Annotated in this window: 25 protein-coding genes; 7 read left to right on the top strand and 18 right to left on the bottom strand. The window is 71.7% G+C overall.

Annotation, left to right across the window (positions count from 1 at the left end; genetic code table 11):
• Positions 1 to 247 precede the first annotated feature (247 nt).
• The 3 genes from ACFYPG_RS25215 to ACFYPG_RS25205 form a co-directional block, all read right to left on the bottom strand.
• Positions 248 to 1,216 (bottom strand): N-acetylmuramoyl-L-alanine amidase, encoded by a 969-nt coding sequence (locus tag ACFYPG_RS25215; RefSeq protein WP_387354085.1) that lies wholly within the window; start codon positions 1,214 to 1,216, stop codon positions 248 to 250.
• Entirely contained in the window at positions 1,216 to 1,368 is a 153-nt protein-coding gene (locus ACFYPG_RS25210; RefSeq protein WP_238666485.1) for a hypothetical protein, read from the bottom strand. The genes ACFYPG_RS25215 and ACFYPG_RS25210 overlap by 1 nt, the downstream gene beginning before the upstream one ends.
• A gap of 126 nt (positions 1,369 to 1,494) precedes the next feature.
• Positions 1,495 to 2,283: an aldo/keto reductase gene (locus ACFYPG_RS25205; protein WP_355005452.1), complete on the bottom strand. Its 789-nt coding sequence runs from the start codon at positions 2,281 to 2,283 to the stop codon at positions 1,495 to 1,497.
• A 94-nt stretch (positions 2,284 to 2,377) separates the two neighbouring features.
• Here ACFYPG_RS25205 and ACFYPG_RS25200 point away from each other — a divergent pair, with 94 nt between their 5' ends.
• On the top strand, positions 2,378 to 3,427 hold the full coding sequence (locus ACFYPG_RS25200; RefSeq protein ID WP_387354084.1) for a DNA polymerase ligase N-terminal domain-containing protein: 1,050 nt from the start codon (positions 2,378 to 2,380) through the stop codon (positions 3,425 to 3,427).
• Positions 3,428 to 3,441: 14 nt separating this feature from the next.
• Complete coding sequence (locus ACFYPG_RS25195; protein ID WP_387354083.1) at positions 3,442 to 4,632, top strand: threonine synthase; 1,191 nt, start codon at positions 3,442 to 3,444, stop codon at positions 4,630 to 4,632.
• Positions 4,633 to 4,683: 51 nt separating this feature from the next.
• On the opposite strand, the gene ACFYPG_RS25190 is transcribed toward ACFYPG_RS25195, so the two are convergent.
• The 4 genes from ACFYPG_RS25190 to ACFYPG_RS25175 all read right to left on the bottom strand — a co-directional run bounded on the left by ACFYPG_RS25190 (position 4,684) and on the right by ACFYPG_RS25175 (position 9,658).
• Positions 4,684 to 6,051, bottom strand: coding sequence for a pectate lyase (locus tag ACFYPG_RS25190; RefSeq protein ID WP_387354082.1), 1,368 nt, complete (start codon positions 6,049 to 6,051; stop codon positions 4,684 to 4,686).
• Positions 6,052 to 6,310: 259 nt separating this feature from the next.
• Positions 6,311 to 8,110, bottom strand: coding sequence for a glycoside hydrolase family 15 protein (locus ACFYPG_RS25185; RefSeq protein ID WP_387354081.1), 1,800 nt, complete (start codon positions 8,108 to 8,110; stop codon positions 6,311 to 6,313).
• A gap of 43 nt (positions 8,111 to 8,153) precedes the next feature.
• Positions 8,154 to 8,546, bottom strand: a complete 393-nt coding sequence (locus ACFYPG_RS25180) for a cupin domain-containing protein (RefSeq protein WP_355005457.1) — start codon at positions 8,544 to 8,546, stop codon at positions 8,154 to 8,156.
• A gap of 233 nt (positions 8,547 to 8,779) precedes the next feature.
• Positions 8,780 to 9,658 carry a sulfotransferase domain-containing protein gene (locus tag ACFYPG_RS25175; protein ID WP_387354080.1) on the bottom strand — a complete coding sequence of 293 codons (879 nt, stop codon included), beginning with the start codon at positions 9,656 to 9,658 and terminating at the stop codon, positions 8,780 to 8,782.
• 91 nt (positions 9,659 to 9,749) lie between these two features.
• On the opposite strand from ACFYPG_RS25175, the gene ACFYPG_RS25170 reads away from it, so the two are divergent.
• The gene (locus tag ACFYPG_RS25170) at positions 9,750 to 10,820 is read left to right on the top strand and encodes a hypothetical protein (RefSeq protein ID WP_387354079.1); all 1,071 of its coding nucleotides are present in this window, start codon (positions 9,750 to 9,752) and stop codon (positions 10,818 to 10,820) included.
• Between the two features lie 8 nt (positions 10,821 to 10,828).
• Here the strand turns inward: ACFYPG_RS25170 and ACFYPG_RS25165 are convergent, their stop codons facing one another.
• Positions 10,829 to 11,110, bottom strand: coding sequence for an adhesin (locus tag ACFYPG_RS25165; protein ID WP_091393621.1), 282 nt, complete (start codon positions 11,108 to 11,110; stop codon positions 10,829 to 10,831).
• Between the two features lie 192 nt (positions 11,111 to 11,302).
• Positions 11,303 to 12,376: an NAD(P)-binding domain-containing protein gene (locus tag ACFYPG_RS25160; protein ID WP_387354078.1), complete on the bottom strand. Its 1,074-nt coding sequence runs from the start codon at positions 12,374 to 12,376 to the stop codon at positions 11,303 to 11,305.
• A gap of 109 nt (positions 12,377 to 12,485) precedes the next feature.
• On the opposite strand from ACFYPG_RS25160, the gene ACFYPG_RS25155 reads away from it, so the two are divergent.
• Both ACFYPG_RS25155 and dacB read left to right on the top strand, forming a co-directional pair.
• A complete protein-coding gene (locus ACFYPG_RS25155; RefSeq protein ID WP_387354077.1) occupies positions 12,486 to 13,202 on the top strand; it encodes an MIP/aquaporin family protein in 717 nt (238 codons plus the stop codon).
• Positions 13,203 to 13,268: 66 nt separating this feature from the next.
• A complete protein-coding gene (gene dacB / locus ACFYPG_RS25150; protein WP_387354076.1) occupies positions 13,269 to 14,852 on the top strand; it encodes a D-alanyl-D-alanine carboxypeptidase/D-alanyl-D-alanine-endopeptidase in 1,584 nt (527 codons plus the stop codon).
• A gap of 45 nt (positions 14,853 to 14,897) precedes the next feature.
• Here dacB and ACFYPG_RS25145 read toward each other — a convergent pair whose 3' ends face one another.
• From ACFYPG_RS25145 to ACFYPG_RS25135, 3 genes are all read right to left on the bottom strand, one after another.
• Entirely contained in the window at positions 14,898 to 15,227 is a 330-nt protein-coding gene (locus ACFYPG_RS25145; RefSeq protein ID WP_387354075.1) for a hypothetical protein, read from the bottom strand.
• A 115-nt stretch (positions 15,228 to 15,342) separates the two neighbouring features.
• Positions 15,343 to 16,275 (bottom strand): hypothetical protein, encoded by a 933-nt coding sequence (locus ACFYPG_RS25140; RefSeq protein ID WP_387354074.1) that lies wholly within the window; start codon positions 16,273 to 16,275, stop codon positions 15,343 to 15,345.
• Positions 16,276 to 16,474: 199 nt separating this feature from the next.
• Positions 16,475 to 17,068 (bottom strand): pentapeptide repeat-containing protein, encoded by a 594-nt coding sequence (locus ACFYPG_RS25135; protein ID WP_387354073.1) that lies wholly within the window; start codon positions 17,066 to 17,068, stop codon positions 16,475 to 16,477.
• A 98-nt stretch (positions 17,069 to 17,166) separates the two neighbouring features.
• On the opposite strand from ACFYPG_RS25135, the gene ACFYPG_RS25130 reads away from it, so the two are divergent.
• Positions 17,167 to 18,399 carry a serine hydrolase domain-containing protein gene (locus ACFYPG_RS25130; RefSeq protein ID WP_355005466.1) on the top strand — a complete coding sequence of 411 codons (1,233 nt, stop codon included), beginning with the start codon at positions 17,167 to 17,169 and terminating at the stop codon, positions 18,397 to 18,399.
• A gap of 47 nt (positions 18,400 to 18,446) precedes the next feature.
• Here the strand turns inward: ACFYPG_RS25130 and ACFYPG_RS25125 are convergent, their stop codons facing one another.
• The 3 genes from ACFYPG_RS25125 to ACFYPG_RS25115 all read right to left on the bottom strand — a co-directional run bounded on the left by ACFYPG_RS25125 (position 18,447) and on the right by ACFYPG_RS25115 (position 20,732).
• The gene (locus ACFYPG_RS25125; protein WP_387354072.1) at positions 18,447 to 19,505 is read right to left on the bottom strand and encodes a hypothetical protein; all 1,059 of its coding nucleotides are present in this window, start codon (positions 19,503 to 19,505) and stop codon (positions 18,447 to 18,449) included.
• A gap of 81 nt (positions 19,506 to 19,586) precedes the next feature.
• Positions 19,587 to 20,051 (bottom strand): PPOX class F420-dependent oxidoreductase, encoded by a 465-nt coding sequence (locus ACFYPG_RS25120; RefSeq protein WP_355005468.1) that lies wholly within the window; start codon positions 20,049 to 20,051, stop codon positions 19,587 to 19,589.
• A gap of 42 nt (positions 20,052 to 20,093) precedes the next feature.
• Complete coding sequence (locus ACFYPG_RS25115) at positions 20,094 to 20,732, bottom strand: DUF6642 family protein (protein ID WP_387354071.1); 639 nt, start codon at positions 20,730 to 20,732, stop codon at positions 20,094 to 20,096.
• A gap of 304 nt (positions 20,733 to 21,036) precedes the next feature.
• Between ACFYPG_RS25115 and ACFYPG_RS25110 the strand changes: the two genes are divergently transcribed.
• Entirely contained in the window at positions 21,037 to 21,816 is a 780-nt protein-coding gene (locus ACFYPG_RS25110) for a D-Ala-D-Ala carboxypeptidase family metallohydrolase (protein WP_387354070.1), read from the top strand.
• Between the two features lie 104 nt (positions 21,817 to 21,920).
• Here ACFYPG_RS25110 and ACFYPG_RS25105 read toward each other — a convergent pair whose 3' ends face one another.
• The 3 genes from ACFYPG_RS25105 to ACFYPG_RS25095 form a co-directional block, all read right to left on the bottom strand.
• A complete protein-coding gene (locus ACFYPG_RS25105) occupies positions 21,921 to 22,274 on the bottom strand; it encodes a hypothetical protein (RefSeq protein WP_355005471.1) in 354 nt (117 codons plus the stop codon).
• Positions 22,275 to 22,475: 201 nt separating this feature from the next.
• On the bottom strand, positions 22,476 to 23,225 hold the full coding sequence (locus tag ACFYPG_RS25100; RefSeq protein ID WP_387354239.1) for a response regulator: 750 nt from the start codon (positions 23,223 to 23,225) through the stop codon (positions 22,476 to 22,478).
• Positions 23,204 to 24,460, bottom strand: coding sequence for a sensor histidine kinase (locus ACFYPG_RS25095; RefSeq protein ID WP_387354069.1), 1,257 nt, complete (start codon positions 24,458 to 24,460; stop codon positions 23,204 to 23,206). The genes ACFYPG_RS25100 and ACFYPG_RS25095 overlap by 22 nt, the downstream gene beginning before the upstream one ends.
• Positions 24,461 to 24,550 lie beyond the last annotated feature (90 nt).

Raw genomic sequence — 24,550 nt, 5'->3', positions numbered from 1 at the left:
GGGGAACCCGGGCACCCCGCGGGGGGGCTTACCCGCCCCCGCCCTTTTTCCCCAACACGGGGGCAAACCCCCCCCCCCGGGCCCGGGGGGGGGGGGGCCCCCCCGGCGGGGCCCCCCCCCACCATTCAGGAGATCCACTCGGGTTCCTTGAAGTCGGGGCATCCTCGCACGTGGGACACCCCGACTTCAGGGAAGTCGAGTCGATCAAGTCAGGGCCGGGCGGGTCAAGCCACGGCGGGCGTCGGGGTCAGACTCGGGTGAGGCGGACGGCGTCGGCGACGATCAGACCGGTGGCGCTGCTCCACCGGCTCACCGCCACCCGGTTGGCGTCCCCGGCCGGCAGCGTGAACGTGCCGAGGGACCGCCACTGCCCGCCGGTGGCCCGCTGGTCGACGACGACCGTCCGGTTGCCGGTGGTAGTGGCGACGATGTACGGGGCGGCACCGTTGTATCCGGAGGTCGCCGGCCACCAGGCGTCGACCCGGTAGTTGGCGGTGGCCGGGATGTTGAACTTGTACCAGGCGGCGTCACTGGCCGCGACCGGCTCCGCGTACCGGTAGTCGGCGCCGTAGCGCTGCGCCGAGTACGTCGACACACCCCAGTTCGCGCTGGCGGTGAACCGCCCGGCGGTGGTGTTGTCCACGATGGAGGACCACGCCGGCGGGTTCCCGCCGGACATCTTCGCGGCCACGTCGGCGCGCATGACGTTCAGGTCGATGAAGGACGGGTCGATCTTGCCGCTGGTGCTGGTCTCCCGGTGGCCCCGGGCGTAGCTGCTGTCCCGGCCGAGCCGGGTGAGCACGGCCGCGGTGGCGGCGAGCGAGGCGTTGTACTGCGCTGCGGTCATCTCCTGGTTGACGCCGTTGTAGTCGATCTCCCATCCGATCATCAGGGTGTTGCCGTCCCCGGCGGGGATTGGTCCGCTGCCGCCGCTGGCCCCGGCGTGGTTGCACCGGCCGGCGGAGATGACGTGGAAGACACCGTTGTAGTCGACCAGCGCCTGACACAGCGGGCCCGGCAGGTCGGACCGGCCGTTGATGCAGATGTTGAGTGCCGGGTGCGGGTTGCTGGCGCTGGAGGTCGAGGCGGTGTGGTGCCAGAGCACTCCGATCGGGTCGAACGAGCCGGGCCGCATCCGGTTGAGCCAGTCCCCCTCGACCACGACCTGGACCCCGGCGGCGCGCAGCACGTCCACCAGCCAGGGGATGGTCGCCATCAGGCGTCCTGGAGCAGGTCGGCGAGGCATTCGGCCTTCGGCGCGGCGCTCGCGGCAGCGGGTCGGGTGACGACGGTCAGCGCGGCGACCACCAGTGCGGGGATGCCGAGCACCCCACGGCGGGGCAGACGGATGGACGGGGTTCTGGCCATGGCGATTCTCCAGCGACTGGCGGGTACGAACGGATCGACGAACGTGATGACGGGACGCTATACCGTCACATACGTCGATGTCGATACCCTTCATTTCCCCGTCACGCTGTGAAGGAATTCGCCGACTCAGACCTCACCGAGCGCGTCGATGTCGCGCATCTCCTCCGCCGTGAGCGAGAAGTGGAAGACGTCGAAGTTGGCGGTGATCCGCTCCGGGGTCACCGACTTCGGGATCGCCACGATCTCGTGGTCGATGTGCCACCGCAGCACCACCTGCGCCGGGGAGACACCGTGCGCGGCGGCGATCCTGACCAGCACCGGGTCACTGAGGTCGCTGGTCTTGAACGGGCTGTACCCCTCCAGCACCACGCCCCGGTCCCGGTGCTCGGCGTGCCGCTGCCGGTCGTACAGCGCCGGGCTCCACTCGATCTGGTTGACCGCCGGGTTCTCCTCGGTGGACTGGATCAGCTCGTCGATCTGGGCGGTGCTGTAGTTGCTGACACCGATCGCCCGGGTGAGGTTCTCGTCCCGGGCGGCGATCAGCTCCCGCCAGAGCGGGATGCTGTCCCCCGGCGACGACGGCGGCCAGTGGATCAGCCAGAGATCCAGGTGGTCGACGCCGAGCGCCTCCAGGCTGGCCTCCAGCGTGGCGCGCTCCTGACCCACCCGGTTGGGCGGGAGCTTGGTGGTGATGAATAGGTCCTCCCGACGCAGCCCGCTCTCGCGTACCGCCCGGCCGACCTCCCGCTCGTTGCCGTACACGGTGGCGGTGTCGAGGTGCCGGTAGCCGGTGTCGAGCGCGGCCAGCACGGCGTCGTAACCGGCCTGGCCGGTGGCCTGCCAGGTGCCGAAGCCGAGCAGGGGCATCCGCACGTCACCGGGGAGCAGGGCGGTGGGCTGGTCGGTGAGGTCCATGAGGTCCGTTCTACCCCGCCGCGCCCCCGACCGCCGCGCGAACCGGACACTCCGGCGTCCAGCGCACCGGTCCGCTGTGCCGGAGAATGCGGGTGTGACCGACCGGCTGGACGAGTACCGGCGACGGCGGGACGCGGCCCGCACACCCGAGCCGGTGCCGTCGGAGAGCCCGCCGTCGGCCGGCCCCGACGCCGACGCCGCCCGCTTCGTCATCCAGCAGCACCACGCCCGCAGCCTGCACTGGGACCTGCGCCTGGAGCACGAGGGGGTGCTCGCGTCCTGGGCTGTCCCGCGCGGTCTACCCCGCGATCCGGGTCACAACCACCTCGCCGTGCACACCGAGGACCACCCGATGGAGTACCTCGACTTCGCCGGTGAGATCCCCGCCGGTGAGTACGGCGGCGGCCGGATGCTCATTCACGACCGGGGCACCTACCGCTGCGAGAAGTGGCGCGACGACGAGGTGATCGTGACGCTCTCCGGTGAGCGGACCGCCGGCCGCTACGTCCTCTTCGCCACCGGGGGACGGGACTGGATGGTCCGCCGCACCGACCCCGCACCGCCGGGCTGGACGCCGATGCCGGATCTGGTCCGACCGATGCACGCCACGTCCGCCGCCGGGCTCCCCCGCGACCTCGCCGCCTGGGGGTACGAGCTGCGCTGGGACGGCGTGCGGGCGATGGCGTACGTCTCCGGAGGGCGACTGCGGCTGCTCTCCGAGGCCGACGAGGAGATCACCGGCGGGTATCCGTGGCTGCGCGCGATGGCCGAGGCGCTCGCGCCGACCGAGGCGGTGCTCGACGGTGTGCTGGTCCGCATCAACGGTGCCGGCCGGGTCCGCCCGGTCCGGCCGGCCGCCGGCAGCCGGGTCCCCGCCGGCGCCCAGTACCTGATCGTCGACCTGCTCTGGTTGGAGGGCGTGAGCAGCGTCGACGTGCCGTACGCGCAACGCCGGGAGCTGCTCGATGGGCTGGTCTTGTCCGGTACGCACTGGCAGACTCCGCCGTGGTTCCCGGGCGCGGGCGACGAGGCCCTGCGTGCCGGGCGGGAACAGGGCCTGCCGGGCGTGGTCGCCAAGCGACTGGACTCGGTCTACCAGCCGGGGCGGCGCAGCCGGCACTGGCTGAGCATCGACGCGGTGTGACGGCGAGGAGCGACGTGTACCTGACTCACCTGGACTGCCCGCGCTGCGGCAAGGAACACGCCGCCGACCGGTTACAGAATCTCTGCGAGTGCGGGTCGCCGCTGCTGGCCCGCTACGACCTGCCGGCTGTGGCGACCGTGGTCACCCCGGAACACTTCCCGCTGCGCCCGGCCGACCTGTGGCGCTACCGGGAGCTGCTGCCGGTCGCCGACCCTCGGCACGTCACCACGCTGGGTGAGGGCTGGACGCCGCTGTTGCGGGCCCCGGCGTACGGCACCGAGATCGGCATCGCGGACCTGATGGTCAAGGACGAGGGGCTGATCCCGACCGGCTCGTTCAAGGCCCGGGGCGCGGCGGTCGGGGTGAGCCGGGCCCGCGAGCTGGGCGTCGAGCGGATCGCGATGCCCACCAACGGCAACGCCGGGTCGGCCTGGGCGACGTACGCCGCGCGGGCCGGAATGGGCGCGACGATCGTCATGCCGCTGGAGGCGCCGAGCATCTGCCGGCGCGAGTGCGTCGCCGCCGGTGCCGACCTGCGCCTGGTCGACGGGTTGATCGGCGACGCCGGTCGGCGGGTGGCCGAGCTGATCGCGGAGTCCAACGGGACGATCTTCGACGCCGGCACGCTGCGTGAGCCCTACCGGCTGGAGGGCAAGAAGACGATGGGGTACGAGATCGTCGAGCAGCTCGGCTGGCAGACGCCGGACGTGATCATCTATCCGACCGGCGGCGGGGTGGGCCTGATCGGCATCCACAAGGCGCTGCACGAGCTGCGCGAGCTGGGCTGGATCGGCGACAAGCTGCCCCGGCTGGTGGCGGTGCAGTCCACCGGCTGCGCGCCGATCGTGCGGGCCTTCGCCGCCGGCGAGGATCGGGCCCAGCCGTGGACGGACGCGCACACGGTGGCGTTCGGCATCACGGTGCCGGCCCCGCTGGGCGACGAGCTGATCCTGGCGGCGCTGCGGGAGTCCTCCGGCACGGCGGTCGCCGTCGACGACGCGGACATCCTGGCCGATCTGCGGGACTTCGCCGCCCGGGAGGGGCTGCTGCTCTGCCCGGAGGGGGCGGCCTGCCTCACCGCGGCCAAGCAACTGCGCGCTGGCGGGTGGATCCGGGCCGGCGAGCGGGTGGTGGTGCTCAACACCGGTGCCGGGCTGAAGTATCCGGACACTGTCGACGTCTCCGGCGTACCCCTGATGGGGTGAGGTGACGGCGCCCCGCGGACCGGGCGGTGCGCGGGGCGCCGTCGTGCCGGTCTACTGGTAGGTGATGTCCGAGGGCGAGTAGAGGCAGTTGACGCCGTCGGCACCCTCGCCGATCTCGGTCGGCTCGCTGCCCTTCGGTACGCCCTTGTACTTCACGCAGATCGAGGTCTCCCGGTCCGGGTCGCCGACGATGGTGATCCGGCTGAACCGGGCGGTGTCGCCCCAGTTGGTGTTGATGCCGGCGATCGCGTCGGTGTTCCGGACGATGACGTTGTCGATCACCACGTGCCGCTGGTACGACGTGGAGCAGTTGCCACAGGCGCGGTAGAGCTTGCCGGCGTTCTCCACCCGGAAGTTCTTGATGTAGACGGTGCCCGAGCCGTTGTGCTGGAAGACCTTGTCGCTGGCCGAGCGGGCCCCACCGCCGTCGACCGTGTACGTGGTGCCGCCGCGGAAGGTCGCCGCGTCCTCGCCGACGTCCTCCCACCAGACGTTGATCAGGGTGCAGTTGCCCTCGCAGTGCACGCCGTCGCCGGCCGGAGCACCGATGATCACGTTGCGCAGGGTGGCGCCGGCGGCCAGCTCGAACATCGGGTCCTGACTCTCGCTCTGCCCGCCGTCACCGATGCCGTAGTAGCGCTTGAGCCCACCGTCGAACGAGCCGGAGACCGGGATCGTGGCGTCCACCTTCTGACTGCCGGTGGGCGTCGGCCAGCCAGCCGGCGGAGGTGTGGTGGTGGGTGGCGGAGTGGTGGGTGGCGGCGTGGTCGTCGGTGGTGGGGTGGTCGGGGTGCCGCCGCCGGACGAGTCGACAAGCACGTCGTCGAAGCCGCCACTGGCGTACGCGGTGACCAGGCCGATCCGGCCCGCACCGGCCAGGCTGTTGCTGCCGGACGCGATCTGGGTGCCGTTGACGAAGCCGCGGATGGTGCTGCCGCTGGTCTCGATGCGCAGCGTGTACCAGGTGCCGGTGCCGATGCCCAGCGCGGCGGAACCGATCGCCGTGACGGAGCTTCCGTTCACCGCCTGGAGTTCGGCCCGGCCGGAGCCGAGCAGGGCCAGCCGGTACATCTTGGTGCTGCTGGTGGAGCGGGCGGCGAGCCCGACCAGGGCGCTGGACGAGCCGAAGCTCGTCGGCCTGACCCGGGCCTGCACGGAGTAGTTGGTCCAGCTGCTCTGGCCGGCGAACTGGCGGGCCAGCTCGCTACCGGCGTTGGACTGGTTGAGCACGCCCGAGCCGTCGACGGTCCAGGTGCCACCGGACTTGGACCAGCCGGAGGTGTCGCCGTCGGTGAAGTCGTCGCTGAAGACGGTGGCCGCGAAGGCCGAGGTCATGCCGGCGGCGAGGGCTGCCGCGGTCACCCCGGCGCCCACCGCCAGCAGGAGTGGTCGGCGGCCGGAGAGTCGTCTTTTCTGCACAGGTGTCCTCCTTGACGCATGTGGTGGTGATCCCTCGGCGGCCGCACCGAGACGGGTTCGCACGGCGTGCGGCGTTGAACGGGATCGGTGTGCGCCCCCGTCGGACGCCCGGATCCGAAGCGGGGTGAAGCGGGATCAACAGCCCCGGGAAAGGGCTTTCCCACTCCATCGAGGCTAGGACGGTCCAACCACCAGCGTCAATGCCTGGCGCTTGCAGGTCTGTTGCAGGATTCCGGCCCTGACGGAAACGCCCACCGGGTCAGTAGCTCTCCGGCTCGGTGATCCGCCAGGCCGCGTTGATCAGCCCGATGTGCGAGAGCGCCTGTGGCATGTTGCCCAGCTGCATGCCGGTGGCGAGGTCGATCTGCTCGCTGAACAGTCCCACGTCGTTGGAGTAACCCACGACCCGCTCGAAGAGCGCCTCCGCGCGCTTCGGCTCACCCGTCATCACCAGGCACTCCACCAGCCAGAACGAGCACAGCAGGAACCCGGCCGGGTCGGTCGTCCAGCGCCGCAGCAGGCCGTCCTCGGTGCCCAGCTCGCGCTCGACCATCGCGATCGTCGAGCGCATCCGCGGGTCGGTGGCCGGCAGGAAGTGCGTGACCGGCAGGGCGAGCACCGAGGCGTCCAGCTCCGGCGATCCGAACGCGCCGGTGAACGCGCCGATCCGGTCGTTCCACCCCTCGCGCAGCACTGTGTCGCGGATCTCGTCGCGTACCCGCGCCCAACGACGGGGGTCGGCCCGATCACCCAGCCGGTCGGCGAGCCCCACCGCCCGGTCCATGGTCAACCAGCAGGACACCTTGGACGAGACGTAGTGGCGCTCCTCGTCGCGGGTCTCCCAGATGCCCCGGTCCGGCAGGTGCCACGTCGTGGCCACCTGCTCGGTCAGCCCGAGCACCATCTCCCGAAGCTCGTCCTCGAACCGCGTGCCCAGGTAGTCGCGCAGCCGCCACACCGCCGACATCACCTCACCCGGCACGTCGAGCTGCCGCTGCCGCCAGGCGTCGTTGCCGACCCGCACGGGTCGACTGTCGCGGTAGCCGCGCAGATGGTTGCAGTGGTGCTCGGAGAGATCGCGCTCCCCCTCCAGCCCGAAGAGCACCGGCACGGGCTCGTCGCCGAACCGGCCGATCGAGCGGGTCACCCAGGTGAACAGCCGGGACGTCTCGTCCGGGCAGGCCGCCACCCAGAGAGCCCGCATGGTCAACGAGAAGTCCCGCAACCAGGAGTAGCGGTAGTCGTAGTTCCGGTCGCCGCCGATCTGCTCCGGCAACGACGAGGTCAACGCGGCGGCGACCGCGCCACTGCGGGCGTACGTGAGACCGGTCAGGACCGTCGCGCTGTGCGTGACGAGTTCGGGGTAGCGACCGGAATAGGTGTGCGTCTCCCGGAACGCCCGCCACGCCTGCGTCGTCTCGGCAAGGGTGGTCAGCGGGTCCACCCGGGCCGGCGGGTCGCCGTACGCCTCACCGAACGCGAGGTCCATCCCGATCGTCTGACCGGCGGAGACCTCGAACTCGTGGGTCACCCGGTCGGTGCCCGCCCGCAGGTGCAGACCTCCGGCGCGCAACATCAGCACCACCGGGCCGGCACCGGCCAGCACCCCGCCGTCCGGCTGCTCGTGCAGGTACGGCGTGAGCAGGCCGTACTCCGGGCGGGGCGCGAAGTCCAACGCCATGCGCACCCGCCCGGAGAGCCCCTGAACGACCCGGATCAGCACGGCGGGTGAGTTCTTGCCCAGCTCGTGGGCTCGGGCGCCGACCTCGGCGGCCAGCGCGTCGGTGACCGCCACGCTGCCGTGCGGGGTGTGGTGCACCGTCCGCAGCACCAACGTGTCCGGCAGGTACGCGCGCTCCACCCGGTGACCCGGGCCGCCGACCCCTACCGGCGCCAGCCGGAAGTGGCCGGCTCCCGGGTCGAGCAACCGCGCGAACACGGACGACCCGTCGAACCGGTGCGGGCACCACCAGTCGATCGAGCCGTCCTTGCCGACCAGGGCACCCGAACGAGAGTCCGACAGAAACCCGTAGTCGGAGATCTGCGGCTGCTGCTCCACCCGCCGGGGGTACCCGCATCGGCCCGGATCAGGCCGGAGGCGATCACTCGGTCGGTGGCTCGTCCTCGCCCGCCGCCTCGGCCGCGTCGGCCTCTTCCTTGGTCTTGTGCACGGCCTTGTCGGCGTGCTCCGGCGGCCCGTACACCGTGTAGAGCACCAGCGGGTTGGGGCCGGTGTTGACGAAGTTGTGCTTGGTGCCCGCCGGCACCACGACCAGGTCGCCCGCGACGACCTTCCGCTTCGCGCCGGCGACCCGCGCCTCGCCGACGCCACTCACGAAGGTGAGGATCTGGTCGATGTCCTCGTGCACCTCCTCGCCGATCTCCCCATCGGCGGGGATGGTCATGATGACCAACTGGGTGTGCTCACCGGTCCACAGCACGCGCCGGAAATCCGGGCTCTGCTCGGCGACAGTCGCGATAGTGAAATGCTCCATGCCCACGCTCTTACCCCGTCCGGCGGTGCGCCACGCCGGGGTTCACGAATGGTGGAATTCCTGACGCTGGGCGGGTTTGGATCCGCACGGACCGGGGATCGAGGAGCGGACCGGCGCGAACGGCCGGTCGAGCCAGGTCCCCGCCGGCGTACCGCCGAACGGCTGCGGTGGTGGGAGACGGCCAGAGCGCGGCGACGTTCCGATCACGGAGCGGCGCCGCGCGCTCTTGTGACCTAGCGGTGCAGCCAGGTGAGCAGGTCGGGTGGGGCCAGCGCCGCGACCCGTCGCCGGTAGCGGACGAGGCCGGCCTCGTCCAGGAGATCTCGCCCCTGACCTGAGCCGCCACGGCGAAAGAACGCCTGCCGGTCGCGCAGCACGCCGAGCGTGTCCGGTGCGAGCCGGTCAGCCCGCTCCCGCATGCGACCGAAGGTGGCCGCCTCCACCAACTCCGGCCCCGGGCTCGGGAGTTTCCACCGGTCGGCGAGCCGGCGCATCTCACCGCCCAGATCGGCCAGCAGGTCGTCGTAGTGCACAAGCTCGACGTTCGGCTCGTGCCGGCGGGCCCACGCGTCGCTGAGGTGCATCAGCACTCCGGGCAGCGAATCCAGCTCGGCGCGGGGGTCCGCCTCCCGGTCGACCCAGCTCGGCAACCACTCCCGTACCGAGGGCCGCTGCGGGGGCGGCCCGGCCGGGGCGGGTTGGCCGGTCAGCTCGGCGATGCGCGCCCGGTCCAGGTTCGCGCCCTGGTGGTAGAGGGAGACCGCCATGTCCAGCGGGTGCCGGGCCACCACCACGTAGTGCGCCCGAGGGTCGAGCGGCACCCCGTCCAGCGGGGTGTGCGTCTTGATGAACCGCCGGTGTGGCTGGGCGGCCAGCCGGTCGTACACGGTGGCCTGCGGCTCGCCCAACCAGTCCAGCCACGGCGAGAGCTCTGTCAGCGGCGCTGGCAACTCCGGGGTACGGAGCACCAGGAGCGCACAGATCATCTGCATCCACGTGGTGCCGCTCTTGGAGCGGGTGCTGATCACGATGTCACCGTCGCGGAACGGGAACCCGCCCCACCGCGCGCTGTCCTCTTCGTCGGATTGGTAGCGGTGAATCGGCGTGGGCATCGGTGGATGGTAGTCGCCGAACCGACAGTCGAGCAGCCGAATTCCGGCTTACATTCCTGGGGCATGTCCATCTGCCTGGCTAGATTGAAGTATGGTGCCCGCCCACGGGGGCCGGGCGACGGCACCGGTCTACCGCCCCATCCTCGCCAACCGACGGGGCGAGCTTGAGGCCCTGAGCCACCTCGATCCCGCGTACGCCGCACTGGTCGCCCCGATCCTGGAGATCGGCGCGATCGGTCGGTCCACGATGGACGCCATTCGCCGGATGCCACCCGGGCTGCTGCCCGCCGTCGACGTCAGCGCACTGCCCGACATCCCCGAGGCGGAGCTGACCCGTTGGGGCGTACCGGTGGTGCCGGTGATCGGGCTCTCCGAGAACGACCACCGGCTGGTCGCGCACGGCGCGGCGGCGCGGGCGTACGGCCGACGCGCGCTCATCCGGCTACGGGCCGGTCGGGACCGGGCCGGGCCGGACGCGAGCACCACGGCTGTGGAACGGATCTGGCGGTTCACCAGCCTCGCCCCGGAGGAGTGCGACCTGCTGGTGGACGCGGGGGACGTCTGCTGCCCGGCGGAGGTGCGGACCGCCGAGCCCCGGGTACGCCACCTGCTGGACTGGGCCCGCCGACACGCCTGGCGGTCGGTGACGGTGGCGGCGGGCGGTATGCCTCCGACGCTGTCCCGTCTGCCCACCGACGAGCCTGTCCAACTGGACCGTTGGGACTGGCGACTGTGGCGGCGGCTGGCCGACGCCGGGGTCGACTACGGCGACTACGGCGTCCACCCGGCCGGGCCGGGCGCGGATGACACTGGCGACCGGTTGCCGACCGTGCGCTACACCGACGACGGCAGCTGGTGGGTCTACCGCTGGGCGCGACGCGGCGGCCGGGGCGACGACCGCTTCGCCGACCTGTGTCGCACGCTGGTGTCGGCACCGCACTGGCCGACCACCGGTGCGGCCTTCTCCTGGGGTGACCATGAGCTGCTGCGCCGGGCCCGCCGGGGCGCCGGGGCCGGCTCGACCGCCAACTGGGCGGCGTGGAGCACCTCGCACCACCTGGCGCACGTGCTCGCCACGCTGTCGCATCCGGCGGGAGACGGCGCGCCGCGGTGGCACCCCGGGCAGGGGCCACCACCGCAGCGGGGACGATCGCTGCGCTGAGGCGGGGTCTACTGCTTCTCGGTGAAGCCGAACTGGATGATGCCCTCGTCGTCGACCGTCGCGTCCACCGACGCGTCCCCGAGCAGCTCGGCGGCGTCCTCGTCCAGGAAGATCCGGGCGCCCTGGTTGTCGACCACCCGATCGCCCTGTACCGGTTCGGGCACCAGCTCGACGGTGAGCGAGCCCGCCTCGGTGTCGGCGGCGATACGCACACCGCCGTCCTGGGCGACGTCCTGTTGGTTGGCGAGGTCACGGATGACGAGCACGGCGTTGTCGGTCATGGTGAGCATTGACGGAACTCCTCGTGGATTGTCGGCTCGCGGTCGGATACCGCGCGGACCGGACAGTCGGTCCGCGTACGAGCACACGTGGGAGGCGACAGAGGGGCGAACGGTCATCGCCGTCGCATCGGATCGGGGCAGCTGACGGCCCCGTCACTCCCACCGTGCCCGCTGGCCGACCATCCGTCAAATAGAGCCAGGTCAGTGGAGAGCGGCGGCCGGCGCCAGCCAGGCGCGAATCTCGTTGACCGCCGCGCGGCCGGCCCGGTTGGCCCCGATCGTGCTGGCCGAGGGGCCGTACCCGACCAGGTGAACCCGAGCGTCGGCGACCACCCGGGTGCCATCCATGGTGATACCGCCGCCCGGCGCGCGCAGCCCCAGCGGGGCGAGATGGTCGATGGCAGCCCGGAAGCCGGTGCACCAGAGGATCACGTCCGCCGGCACGACCCGCCCGTCCGACCAGGCTACCCCGTCGGGCGTGATCCGGTCGAACATGGGTAGCCGGTCGAGGACGCCGCGCTCGCGCAGTCGGCGTACCTCCGGGGTGACCGGAAGCCCGGTCACGCCCACCACACTTCCCGGTGGCCGGCCGGAGCGGACCACCCGGTCCACCCGAGCCACCGCGGCGCGGCCCAGTTCCGGGCCGAACTCCTCGTCGTTGAACGTCGGCGGCCGGCGGGTCACCCAGGTGGTGGCCGCCGCGACCGTGGAGACCTCGCCGAGCAGCTGCACGGCCGAGGTGCCGCCGCCGACCACCACCACGCGCAGGCCGGTGAACTCGGCGGGCCCCCGGTAGTCGGCGGTGTGCAACTGGCGTCCCCGGAACGTCGACCGGCCCGGGTAGTGCGGCCAGAACGGTCGCGTCCAGGTGCCGGTGGCGTTGATCAGGGCCCGGGCGGTCCAGGTGCCCCGGTCGGTGCGCACGTCCAGTCGTCCGTCCGGGCGGGAGTGCACCCCCCGGACCCGCACCGGCCGCCGCACCGGCAGGTCGAAGGCCCTCTCGTACGCGGCGAAGTAGGCGCTGACCTGCTCGGAAGCCGGGCGCCGAGGCTCGGTGGGCGGGAGCGGCAGCCCGGGCAGGTCATGGAAGCCGTGCACGCGGTCGAAGACCAGCGTCGGCCAGCGGTGCTGCCAGGCGCCGCCGGGCCCGTTGTCGGCGTCGAGGATGACGAAGCCGCTGCCGGGCGCGAAGCCGGTGCGGTGCAGGTGGTAGCCGGCGCTCAGGCCGGCCTGCCCGGCGCCGATCACCACGACGTCCACGGAGTGGGTGTCCACGTGGGCTACAACGCGCGGAACGTCACCGCTGTGCCCGTCCCCGACCGTCGCGCCGATCACAGACGGCCATTCCGGCTTCGGCCACCTGAGCTGCACTTACGCTGAGTGAATGAGCGACTTCCGTCGGTACGCGGCCGAATTCCTCGGCACCCTTCTGCTGGTGTTCTTCGGAGTGGGCAGCGCGGTCGCCGCCCGGGTTCAGGGCGGCGTGGTGGTGGTGGCGCTGGCCTTCGGGTTCGTCATGGTGGCCCTCGTCTACACGATCGGCCCCCTCTCCGGCAGCCACGTCAACCCAGCGGTGACGCTCGGTGTGCTGCTCTCCGGCAAGATCTCGCTACTCGGGGCGGTGGCGTACTGGATCGCGCAGTTCGTCGGCGCGACAGTCGCGGCCTTCGTGCTCTGGGCGCTCACCCGATGGGGTGACGTCGCGGACCAGACCGGGGCCCTCGGCACCAACGGTTACGGCGCGCACATCAACCGGGGCGGGGCAGCCGTGCTGGAAGTCGTGCTGACCTTCCTCTTCGTGCTGGTCGTGCTGGTGGTGACCAGTCGGAGTGAGAATCCGGGCACCGCCGGGCTGGCCATCGGCCTGGCCCTGGCCGTTACCCAACTGGTGGGCGTGACGCTGACCGGAGCTGCGGTGAATCCGGCCCGCGCGTTCGGCCCGGCGGTTTTCGAGGGTGGTGCGGCACTGCGGCAGCTCTGGGTGTTCATCGTCTTCCCGCTGCTCGGTGGGGCGCTCGCCGCGCTCGTCGCACCACTGGTCATGGGCGCGCAGCGGCACTACTGGGGTGGCCACGAGAAGACGGTCGGCAGGCCGAAATGACCTGGACGGCAATAACTTTCGCCTGAGGGCCTTTTCCGGCGAATATCTCCGTGACAGCATCAGCGGATGCATCGTCGTCACTTTCCCCGGGCCCTCGCGCTGCTCGCGCTGGTCGCCACCGCGGCCACCGCCGCGGCGCCCGGTGCCACAGCCGAATCGCCCACCCCCGCGACGACCCGCCTGCACGACACCATCGACACGATCCTCGCCGACACCCGGCTGGCCGGCGCGCAGGCGTCGGTGGTCGTCGTCGACACCAGCACGGGCCAGACGCTCTACGACCGCAACGGCGATCGCCGGCTGGTGCCGGCGTCCAACACCAAGCTGCTGACCTCGACCGCGGCCCTTGAGCTGCTGGGTCCAGGGCACCGCTTCGGCACCGACGTACTCGCCAGCGGCAAGCGCCGTGCGGGCCTGCTCTCCGGCAACCTCTACCTGCGCGGTGGGGGCGATCCGACAATGCTCGCCGCCGATTACGACGCGCTCGCCGCGCGGGTCGCCGCCGACGGCGTGCGGGTGGTCACCGGAAACCTGGTCGCCGACGACACCCGCTACGACAACACCCGACTCGGGCCCGACTGGACCTGGGACGACGAGCCCTACTACTACGCCGCGCAGGTCTCCGCGCTCACCGTCGCCCCGGACACCGACTACGACGCGGGCACCGTGATCGTGCATGCCGCACCAGCCGACCGGGCCGGCGCCCCGCCGGTGGTCACCACCACCCCCGCTACCGGGTACGTCAAGGTCGACAACCGCGCCCAGACGGTCAGCGGCGGCGAGACCTCGATCTCGATCGAGCGTGAGCACGGCGGCAACACCGTCGTGGTGACCGGTCAGATCGCCGTCGGCGACGAGCCCGCCAGCGACTGGGTCACCGTCTGGGAACCCACCGGTTACGCGGCCGACGTGTTCCGGTCGGCGCTGCACCGACACGGCGTCCGGGTGCTCGGCCGGACCGTGCTCGGCCAGCCCACCCCGGAGACGGCCCACCCGGTGGCGCGCCACGACTCGATGAGCCTGGGCGAGCTGATGACGCCATTCCTGAAGCTGTCCAACAACGGGCACGCCGAGGTGTTGACCAAGGAGATCGGTCGGGTGCTCTCCGGCTCCGGCACCTGGACGGCCGGTCTCACCGCGATCAGCGAGTACGTCGCCGACACCGGAATGGACACCGGAAGACTGCGCCAGCGTGACGGCTCGGGATTGTCCCGGCGCAACCTGATCCCGGCGGCCGAGTTCGTCGACCTGCTGAGCGCCGTCCGCGCCGAACCGTGGTTCGCGACCTGGTACGCGGCGCTGCCGATCGCCGGTCAGCCGGAGCGGTTCGTCGGCGGCACCCTGCGCAGCCGGATGGCCGGCACGCCGGCCGCGGGCAACGTGCACGCCAAGACCGGCAGCCTGACCGGTGTCTCCGGGCTCTCCGGCTACGTGACCAGCGCCGATGGGCGACTGCTGGCGTTCTCCATCCTGCTCAACAACTACCTGACGGCGTCGGTGAAGTCGCTCGAGGACCAGATCGCCGTGGCGCTTGCCGGCTTCCGCGAGGGTGGTGCGTCGACGGCACGGGTGGCCCCGCCGGCGGTGCCGGAGACGCCGCGTACCCCGGAGGGCGTCGAGTGTTCCTGGGTCAAACCGATCACCTGCTGAACGAAGGCCGGGAGGCGCGGACGCGCCTCCCGGCCCGGCGAGCGCTCAGGCCGGACGGTCCGGTGGGGGGACCACCGCCGTCGGGTCACCGCGTTCGATGAGCGCGGCGATCTCAGCGGCCCGCAGCCCTCGCAGCGCCAGCACCCGGGTGCCCCAGCGGTGCAGGCGGCACGGGTGCGGGCTGGCGTCGTTACGGCAGACCACGCCCCCGGACCAGCGTCGGGGGGCGTGCACCACCACCGCCCGTACGGCGAACTGGGTGTCCTCGCCCGTCACGTACGGCGGCAGGGGGATGTCGCGAAGAACCTCCCCGGACGCTTCACCGGTGCCGGACGAAGCGGCACGACGGACGCGGGGGGCGGTGCTGCTGCTCATCGGCTGCCTCCACACTGGATGGTCGGATGGGGACAGCAGAAAGTTACGACGCGTTCGACAGTTGGCGACGGACAAACTGTCCCGCTGGCCGACCGCACAGCGATCAGTCAGTCAGTCAACGCACCGTCACGGCCTGGAGGCCGACGTTGCCGCAGTGCTGCGTGAAGACCTTCTCGACGGTCCAGTTCAACAGCAGCCGGGCACCCTTCGGCAGAGTGAAGCGGATCGTGAACTGGGCGCTCTGACTGGTGTACGGGTCTTCCAGTCGGGCGATGCTGGCGGGCCCGCCGGTGGACAGCCGCGCTTCCAGTCGCCCCCGAGCCATCCAGGTGCCACCGTAGAGCTGGACCGTGCGCGGCTCACCACTGCCGGCGACGGCGAGGCTGAACCCGTTCCCGGCACCGCAGGCGTAGACGCCGTTGGAGCTGCCGTCCGTCGACCGCTCCGGCGTGCCGTCGGCCCAGCGCACGTACTCCTGGTTGCCGTCCCAGCCGACCCGCCGGCCTGGGCCGCCCGCGTCGATGATCTCGCCGGAGCCGGAACGCTTGCGGTTCGTCGACCTGCCGCCGCGCTCCCCCCAGTGCACCCAGTCCCGGGCGCCCACGGCGGTGAGGTCGACGATGGCGGGCATCTCACCCCGGCTCACCGTCAGCGCCGGCGAACCGGGCTTCGGCGGTGGCGGGGCGGGCGCGCTGGCCGACGGCGTCGGGTCCGGCGAGGGTGGGCGCTGGCGCGGACGCAGGCCGGGCGTCGCCGGCCCCGCCTCGCCGGTGCGCCCCTCGGCGGCCGGGTAACCAGGGGGACGGGCGGAAACGCCGCCCGGACCCGCCTGGTCGTCGTCCGGCGCCGGACCGGACCGGGTAGCGAGATACGAGATCAACACCACCAGGCAGACGAGTACGGCCGCACCCTCCACCGCCCAGCGCCGACGCTGTCGGGCGCGGCGCAACACACTGCGGGTCTTGCCGGCGGCAATGGCACGCGGACGGTGCCTCGACGGCGTGTCACCAGCCCTCGAACCAGCCCGCGTGCGGTCTTCGTCCGCCACCGACCCCTCCAACTCCGCCGCCCGGCCGTTTTGGACCGCCGAGGACCACACAAACCACTGTGGGCAGTTTCACGTTTACCCGGGCGTGGACGACACGCTAGATCCGGACCGCCGGACGTGTCCAGCCCACAATGGGACGCTGCCGGACAACCCGGCCGCCCCGGACGGGCACCTGGGCAGACCAGAAGCCCTTTCCGGGTCAGCCGATCCGGAAGCCGAGCAGTTGCGCGACGACCACTGCCTGCTCGACGTCGATCACGGCACCGGCCCGTTCGACGGCCGTCGGATCCAGCGCGGTGAGATCGCTGCCCCGCAGGTCGGCGCCACCGAGCCGGACGTTGGTCAGCTGCGCCCCGGAAAGATCGACACCGGTGACCGTAGCACCGGTGAGGTTGGCCCTGGTGAGGTCCACCTCGCGCATGCGCACCCCGGTCAGCCGGACGCCGCGCAGGTCGGCGCCGGGCAACGCGACGAAGGACCAGTCACCGCCGTCCACCGTCAAGGGACGCAGATCGCAATCGCTGAAGGTGCTGCCGACCATCTTGCAGCCGGTGAACTCGGCCTCGAAGAAATTGCACCGCCGAAACACGCAACGGGTGAAGGCGGAGTCGACATGCCGGGAGGCGTTGAACGCCACGTTGCCGAACGTGCACCCGGTGAAGACAGCACCCCTGCTCACCGCCTCGGTCAGGTCCACCCCGAAGAACTCGCAACCCACGAAGTGCCGGTCGGTCAGCTCCTCGCCGTACCAGTCCTCGTTGCGGAACGTCACGTCCTCGGTCAACTCCGGCATCCGGCCAGGCTAGTGGGCGCCGCCGACAGTCGACCGGCGGCGGGGCCGGTTGCCGGCCCCCTTCCCGCACCGGCGTACCGGCGAGTAGGTTCGGCGGCGTGAGTGTGGCTCGGAGCAAGGACCCGGATCAGATCGGTTTCGACAGGGCGCGGCTGGCGCGGATCGACGAGCACTTCGGCCGGTACGTCGACGACGGCCGGCTGGCCGGCTGGCAGGTGGTGGTCACCCGGCGCGGCGAGGTGGCGCACTCCTCGACGTACGGGCTGCGCGACCGCGAGTCGGGAGCACCCGTCGAGGCCGACACCCTGTGGCGGATCTACTCGATGACCAAGCCGGTCACCTCGGTCGCGGCGATGATGCTGTGGGAGGAGGGCCGGTTCGAGCTGACCGACGAGATCAGCCGCTGGCTGCCCGAGTTCGCCGACCTGCGGGTCTACTCCAAGGGGTCGGCGCTCAAGCCGTACACGGTGCCGGCGGTCGAGCCGATCCGGGTCTGGCACCTGCTCACCCACACGGCGGGCCTGACGTACGGCTTCATGCAGACCTCGGTGGTCGATGGGCTCTACCGGGCCGCCGGCTACGACCTGTACCCACCAGCGGACGTCGACCTGGCCGGCGCCTGCGCGGCCTTCGGCGAGCTGCCGCTGCTGTTCCAGCCCGGCTCGGCGTGGGGCTACTCCGTCGCCACCGACGTGCTCGGCCGACTCGTCGAGGTGATCTCCGGGCAGAGCCTCGACGCGTTCTTCGCCGACCGGATCTTCGGCCCACTGGGCATGACCGACACCCGCTGGTGGGTGGAGGCCGACGAGGCCGACCGGCTGGCCGCGCTCTACGTACCGGAACCGCGCAGCGGTCGGGCCGTCCGCTACGACAGCCTGGGGTCGCTCGCGTTCAGCAAGCCGGCGCTGCTCTCCGGCGGTGGCGGCCTGATCTCCAGCGCCGCCGACTACCACCGGTTCACGCAGTTGCTGCTGCGCGGCGGCGAGCTTGACGGCGTCCGGCTGCTCGGGCCGCGCACTGTGCGGTTCATGACCCGCAACCACCTGCCCGGCGGTCGGGATCTGGGCACCCTGTCCACCGGCGGCTTCGCGGAGACCACACTGGACGGGATCGGCTTCGGTCTCGGCTTCGCGGTGGTCGACGACCCGGTCCCCAGCCGGGTGCCCAGCAGCGTCGGCGAGTACTACTGGGGTGGGGTGGCCAGCACCGCGTTCTGGGTCGACCCGGCCGAGGAGATCACCGCGCTGCTGTTCACGCAGCTGATGCCGTCGAGCACCTACCCGCTCCGCTCCCAGCTGCGCCAGCTCGTCTACGCCGCCCTGGTCGACTGACCGGTGTGGGGTCCGTCGTCTGCGGCTGACGGACCCCACACCTCAGGTCAGCGGAGCTGCTGCGCCTGGATCGCCCGGATCTTCGCCGGCTTCACGGCCGAGAGGTTCGAGATCAGGTACGCCCGCACGCTGCCGTCCGGGAACACCGCCCACAGGTCCGCCACGCCGTCGGCGTTCTGGTCGGCGGCGGTGAGGCTGCTGATCGCGACGCCCGTGTTCCACCCGGAGGCGAGCCGGTACTGCGTGTAGGCGAGCGCGCCGGTCCCGTCGCCGTTGTCGGTCATGGTGACGCCCTGCCAGAGGTAGAGGTCACCGGTGGTGGCGTTACGCAGCACCAACGCCGCCCCCGAGGCCAGCTCGGTGCTGGCGAGGGTCCAGTTCTGCCAGTCGCTGCCGCCGGTCGGAGTGGCGTTGCCCTGCGGCAGCGGAAGGTAGAGGCTGGGTGCCCAGACGTTGGGGTAGTAGGCCAGGCGGTAACCGTTGCTCGCGTCGCCGACGATGCCCAGCAGGTCCGGGATGCCGGTGTCGACGCCGTCCGCCGTGAACCCGTTGACGAGCTGGATCGGAGAGTTGCCGTACTCGTCGAGGAGGTAATCGCGGATGAGAGTGACCTGTCCGCTGCCGCGGTACGGGTTCACCATGGTGCCGTCGCCGACGCCCGCGATGAAGCTGCCGCCTCCGGCGTTGACGCCACCCGGGTAGTAGGCCAGGAAGTCCTGGTTCGCGGTGCCGAAGAAGCGTCCGGTGATCACCTGGGCGCCGTCGAAATCCGCGGCCGGGATGTCGTTGCCGGAGACCCCGTTGCCGTGGACGCCGATGTTCACGGCCGGGACCTTCACGCGGCCGGTGCCGACGCCGGTGGTCGCGTCGACCCGACCCCGCGCCGCCCAGACGCCGGAGGCGAGGCCCGTCGTGGTGCCGCCGACGGTCACCAGGTCGGGAACGCCGTTGCCGTTGAGGTCCTTGTCGACAGGGCCGGCGACGGCCGGGGTCGGGGTGTTGGCCGGGGCGGCCTGAGCCGGCAGGGCCGGCGCGACGACGGCGAGCGCGAGGGTGGCCGGCACCGCCCAGGCGAGCAGTCGGCGAGGGACGGAAGGGTTGTTCATGGGTCCCCGTTCGGGTCAGTGGATCTTGCTTGGTTCACCGTAGTCGATGCGCACCAGCGTGTGGATCCACCGAACGAGGGGTCAGTCGGCGAGACGGGCCGGGAAGCCACCGGTGGCGATCGGGCCCCAGGCGTCGATGGTGATCCGGATCAGCGACTTGCCCTGACGCACCATCGCCGCCCGGTAGTCGTCCCAGTCCGGGTGCTCGCCGGAGATGCTGCGGAAGTACTCGACGAGCGGCTCCAGCGCCTCGGGCAGGTCGAGCACCTCGGCGGTGCCGTCGATCTGCACCCAGGGGCCGTTCCAGTCGTCACTGAGCACGCAGGCCGAGACCCGGGGGTCGCGGCGGAGGTTGCTCACCTTGGCCCGCTCGGGGTAGGTGGAGACGACCAGTCGCCCCTGCCCGTCGACCCCGGCGGAGACCGGGGAGGACTGCGGTCGCCCGTCCGCCCGGGTGGTCATCAGCACGACGCGGTGTCGCGGCCGGAGGAATTCGAGCAGGCCGTCCCGGTCGACCCGGGTGTTCCTTGCGATGCTGCGTGCCATCCCCCGTTCCTACCAGGGTGCGGGCGCAGCGGCGGCGGCGGGTCAGCGGGGTCGGGCCGCGGCGCGGCGCGCCTCCTGGGTGGGCACCCGGGGACGGCCGGACGGACGCCAGGCCCGACCGTTGGCGTAGATCACCCGAAAGCCGAGGTACGACGCGAGCGGCGCCCAGTGGGCGGAGCCCATCCGCAGTTCGGCGGCGTTGTGGCGCTGGCCGTTGGCGAGCACGTCGAGGAGCACGGTCTCGAAGGCCGCCGATTCGACCCAGTCGACTTCCCGGGTGAAACCGCAGATGAGGGCGGCTCCGGTGACCTCCAGGAACTCGCGCAGCACCGCGTCCGAGGCGCGCAGCACCGAGCAGCTGCCGAAATAGAGTCGCCGCCCCTCCGCGCGGCCGGCCATCAGATCGGCCACCTCGTTCAACTCCACCGACTGCCAGTCGGTGAGGCAGAGCCGGCTCGGCTCGCCGTGCATGGCGAAGAAGCCGACCCGGTGGTCGGCGTACTGCTTGAGCAGCCAACGGTCCAGGAAGTAGAACAGCTCGTCGCGGGTGGCCGCGTCCTTGTGGATGAACCGGATCTTGCCCAGCCGCTCCAGCAGCTCGAGCGTGGGCAGCACCGAGCCCCGCTCGTTGAGGTCACGGTGCCACTGACCCTCGACACAGAAGACGCCACCGCGTGCCACGTGCACCTCCGCCAGTCCGCCGCCCGGGGCTGACGTTACCGGCCGCGATCACCCCGGGAACATCACCCGCCGTGTGGCAGATTGCGACGTTCGGTGCGCTTGGCCGCAGGAGGGGTGATCGGCCGGAAATGGCTGTTTCGCAAATCAGTCGAATTCCCAGCCAATACCCAGCCACAGCGGATTGTGAGCACAATTCTCGTTAACCACCTCCAACGGCACTGATCAGTGCGAGGGTGGAAATCACGGGACTTCTCGGTCGATGTCCTGGAGCCATCCCATTCGCTCTCCTATCGGGAGGACTTCTGTGCGCGTAAACACCTTGAAGCGGGTCGCCGTCGCATTCGCCCTGGCACTGCCAGGGGCCGCAATCGCCACGGTGGTCGCCGCACCGGCGGCGCACGCGGACGGCTGTTACACCTGGAACCGCACCCTGGCCCAGGGGCGCTCCGGCGATGACGTCCGCCAGTTGCAGATCCGGGTCGCCGGGTGGGCCGGCTACCGGGACATCGTGGAGAACGACGGCCGCTACGGGCCGAAGACCGCCGCCGCGGTCAAGCGGTTCCAGCAGGCGTACGGGCTGCGCGCCGACGGCGTCGCCGGCCCGCAGACCTTCGCCAAGCTCTACCAACTCCAGGACAACGACTGCACGCCCGCGCACTTCACCTACGGCGAGTTGGACAACGGTTGCGGCGGGAGCGGTTACAGCGGCGGCCCGCTGTCGGCGAGCCAGACCAAGCAGAACGCGCTGCGCACCATGTGGAAGCTGGAGGCGCTGCGCAAGAGCCTCGGCGACAAGCCGCTCAACGTGTCCAGCGGTTTCCGCAGTCGCGCCTGCAACAACCAGGTCGGCGGCGCGTCCGACAGCCAACACCTGTACGGCAACGCGGCCGACGTGACCTCGCGGACGTCCTCGCTGTGCCAGGTCGCCCGCGGTGCCCGCGACAACGGCTTCAGCGGGATCTACGGGCCGGGCTACCCGGACCACGACGACCACGTGCACGTCGACTCGCGCCGGGAGAACAACAGCGACCGCAGCTCGAACACGACGAGCTGGTCCGCCCCGGACTGCGGGGTCGGCAGCTGAGTCGACCGCTCAGAGCGACGTCGGTCCGACGCGGAGGGGGGAATCTCCGCGCCGGGCCGACGTCGTGTCGCCCCGGGTCGTGTGGGCGGAGGGGGACAGCGCGCTCAGCTCGCCCGGGGCCAGCGCGGCGCGGTGACGGGGGGAGTCACCGGCCGGCCGGTAGCGGTGGGCCGTACCCCCTGGGGGACGGCCCGCGCGGCCTGTTGCCGCGACGGCCCGGTCGCCGTGAACGGAAACGGCACGTGCACGAACGGATTGCCATGCCGGATCAACGCTTCGATCTGCCGCTCGTTGAGCCCGTGTGTCTCCAACACCCGACGCCCCCAGCGGTGCAGTCGGCACGGGTAGGAAGCGCCGTCGTTGCGGCACAGCGGCCCGGTGGGCCACTCCTCGGCGGTGTGCACGACCACCGCCCGGACCGCGAGCCGGACATCCTCCGGTGTCAGTGGTGCCGGCATTGGCACCTCACCCAGTACCTGATCGATGGGATCCGTCGACTGCTCACCAACTCGCACGGCAGGCCTCCCGCAGTTCGGCAGCGGTACGGCGGACCTACCGCACCGACATCCTCGGCCATGGGTACGGCGGACACCGGACGAAAGTTCAATTCCGGTACGCGGTAAGCAGATCCTCTGCCGACAGGCCGGCGCGACCGCTCGTCAGACGAGGCCGGCGTCGTGCACGAGCAGGGCCACCTGGACCCGGTTGTTCAGCTCCAGCCGGGTCAGCAGCCGGGACACGTAGGCCTTCACCGTCGCCACGCTCATGAACAACTCCCCCGCGATCTCCGCGTTGGTGTGGCCCCGCCCGAGCGCGACCGCCACCTGCCGCTCCCGCTCGCTGAGCCCGGCGAGGAGCCGCAGCGCCCGTTCCCGGCGCGGGTCCGGGCCGACCGGGCCGGGGGCGGCGGCGGTCACGTGGGCGATCAACGTCCGGGTCACCGTCGGCGAGAGCGTCGCCTCGCCCGCCGCGACCCGGCGTACGGCGCGCACGATCTCCGCCGGCGGGGTGTCCTTGAGCAGGAAACCGGCCGCCCCGGCGCGGAGTGCCCGCAGCACCTGTTCGTCGGCGTCGAAGGTGGTCAGCACCAGCACCTCCGGCGGGTGCGGTTGGGCACGCAGCGCCTCGGTGGCGGTCAGCCCGTCGACCCGCGGCATCCGGATGTCCATCAGCACCACGTCCGGGGCGTACGCGGCGACGGCCGCCGGCACCTCGCCACCGTCGGCCGCCTCGCCGACCACGGCCAGGTCCGGCAGACCGCCGAGGATCATCGAGAGCCCGGCCCGGACCAACGCGTCGTCGTCCACGATCAGCACGCGTACCGGCGGCGCAGCCGCTCCGGCCGCTCCGGCCGGCCCGGTCGCGTCCGGCGGTCCGGCGGCGCTGGTCACGCCGGCCACGGCAGCCAGGCGGCCAGCCGGAAGTCACCGCTGTCGTCCCGACCGTAGGCGAGCCGCCCACCGGCCAGGGTGACCCGTTCACTGATGCCGACCAGGCCGGTGCCGGCACCTGGCAGTGTGCCGCCGGACGGCACGCCGACCGGCCACCGGTTGCCGATCGCCACTGTCAGTCCGGCGCCCGGCCCGCCGGCCACATCGACGGTGACGGCCGCGCCGGCCGCGTGCTTGCGGGCGTTGGTCAGCCCCTCCTGCACGATCCGGTACGCGGCCCGACCCAGCGCCGCCGGCACCTCCGCCGGGCTGGCGACGCTGTCGCTGACATTCACACGCACCCCGGCCGACCGCGACTCGGCGATCAGCGCCGGCAGGTCGGCGAGGGTGGGCTGCGGCGGCTCGGGCGAGTTGCCTGCACCGTCCTCGGCGCGCAGCACCCCGATCACCTCCCGCAGGTCCTGGAGGGCGGCGTGCGCGCTGCCCCGGATCACCCCGGCGGCCCGGGCCACCTCGTCGGCCGGCGCGTCCGGGCGGAATTCCAGCGCACCCGCGTGCAGGCTGAGCAGCGAGATCCGGTGGGCCAGCACGTCGTGCATCTCCCGGGCGATCCGGGTGCGTTCGAGGTGGCGGGCCTGGGCGACGCGCAGTTGCTGCTCCGCCTCGGCCCGCTCGGCCCGCTCCCGCAACGACACGATCAACTGCCGCCGAGCCCGGACGAACATCCCCCAGGCCAGCACGGCGAAGCTGAGCACCACTCCCCAGGACGCGGTCTCCCAGTACGACATGTTCGGATCCGGACGCGCCCAGCTGAAGACCAGGTTCGTGAGAAGGCCGGCACCGGTGACCGCGATCGCGACGGCCGTCCGCCGATGCACCACCACGGTGAAGTAGAAGATCAACAGCGGAATGGCCGAGGCCAACGAGAACAGCGACAGTGGTGTCGTGGCCACCAACACCCCGAGCGGCCACCGTCGACGCAGCCAGAGCAGCCCGCAGCAGACCAGACCGAGCAGCGCGTCCACGCCGGTCATCCAGTCGTGCGGCAGCGCGATCGCCATCGCCGGATCCGGCGACAGGGCGTCCGCGGTGACGAACAGCACCCAGAGCAGGGAGAGCAGGAAGGCCAGGGTGTCGACTGCCCAGTCCCGGGTGGTGCGGCGCGGCCGCCGGGTCGCCGAGTCCGGACTGACCGCGCCGGCCAGCGCCCCGGGCAGCAGCCAGGGGTGCTCCGGAACGGCGATGCTGGTCACGCGCCCATGCTAGGCAGCCGACGGGCGACACGACCAGCTACCAAAGTCGAGATCCGATGATCGACCAAGGTCGAGACGGCACCGACCGGT

Source organism: Micromonospora sp. NPDC005553, from assembly GCF_042871765.1.
Classification (GTDB): Bacteria; Actinomycetota; Actinomycetes; order Mycobacteriales; family Micromonosporaceae; genus Micromonospora.
Note: the sequence above shows the minus strand (reverse complement) of the source record. Positions and strands in the feature narration are given on the sequence as shown.

Excerpts from the sequence above, each read along its gene's own strand:
- ACFYPG_RS25215 (WP_387354085.1), bottom strand. The coding sequence starts at position 1,216 with ATGGCGACCATCCCCTGGCTGGTGGACGTGCTGCGCGCCGCCGGGGTC.
- ACFYPG_RS25210 (WP_238666485.1), bottom strand. The coding sequence starts at position 1,368 with ATGGCCAGAACCCCGTCCATCCGTCTGCCCCGCCGTGGGGTGCTCGGC.
- ACFYPG_RS25205 (WP_355005452.1), bottom strand. The coding sequence starts at position 2,283 with ATGGACCTCACCGACCAGCCCACCGCCCTGCTCCCCGGTGACGTGCGG.
- ACFYPG_RS25180 (WP_355005457.1), bottom strand. The coding sequence starts at position 8,546 with ATGGAGCATTTCACTATCGCGACTGTCGCCGAGCAGAGCCCGGATTTC.
- ACFYPG_RS25175 (WP_387354080.1), bottom strand. The coding sequence starts at position 9,658 with ATGCCCACGCCGATTCACCGCTACCAATCCGACGAAGAGGACAGCGCG.
- ACFYPG_RS25170 (WP_387354079.1), top strand. The coding sequence starts at position 9,750 with ATGGTGCCCGCCCACGGGGGCCGGGCGACGGCACCGGTCTACCGCCCC.
- ACFYPG_RS25165 (WP_091393621.1), bottom strand. The coding sequence starts at position 11,110 with ATGCTCACCATGACCGACAACGCCGTGCTCGTCATCCGTGACCTCGCC.
- ACFYPG_RS25155 (WP_387354077.1), top strand. The coding sequence starts at position 12,486 with ATGAGCGACTTCCGTCGGTACGCGGCCGAATTCCTCGGCACCCTTCTG.
- dacB (WP_387354076.1), top strand. The coding sequence starts at position 13,269 with ATGCATCGTCGTCACTTTCCCCGGGCCCTCGCGCTGCTCGCGCTGGTC.
- ACFYPG_RS25145 (WP_387354075.1), bottom strand. The coding sequence starts at position 15,227 with ATGAGCAGCAGCACCGCCCCCCGCGTCCGTCGTGCCGCTTCGTCCGGC.
- ACFYPG_RS25135 (WP_387354073.1), bottom strand. The coding sequence starts at position 17,068 with ATGCCGGAGTTGACCGAGGACGTGACGTTCCGCAACGAGGACTGGTAC.
- ACFYPG_RS25125 (WP_387354072.1), bottom strand. The coding sequence starts at position 19,505 with ATGAACAACCCTTCCGTCCCTCGCCGACTGCTCGCCTGGGCGGTGCCG.
- ACFYPG_RS25120 (WP_355005468.1), bottom strand. The coding sequence starts at position 20,051 with ATGGCACGCAGCATCGCAAGGAACACCCGGGTCGACCGGGACGGCCTG.
- ACFYPG_RS25105 (WP_355005471.1), bottom strand. The coding sequence starts at position 22,274 with ATGCCGGCACCACTGACACCGGAGGATGTCCGGCTCGCGGTCCGGGCG.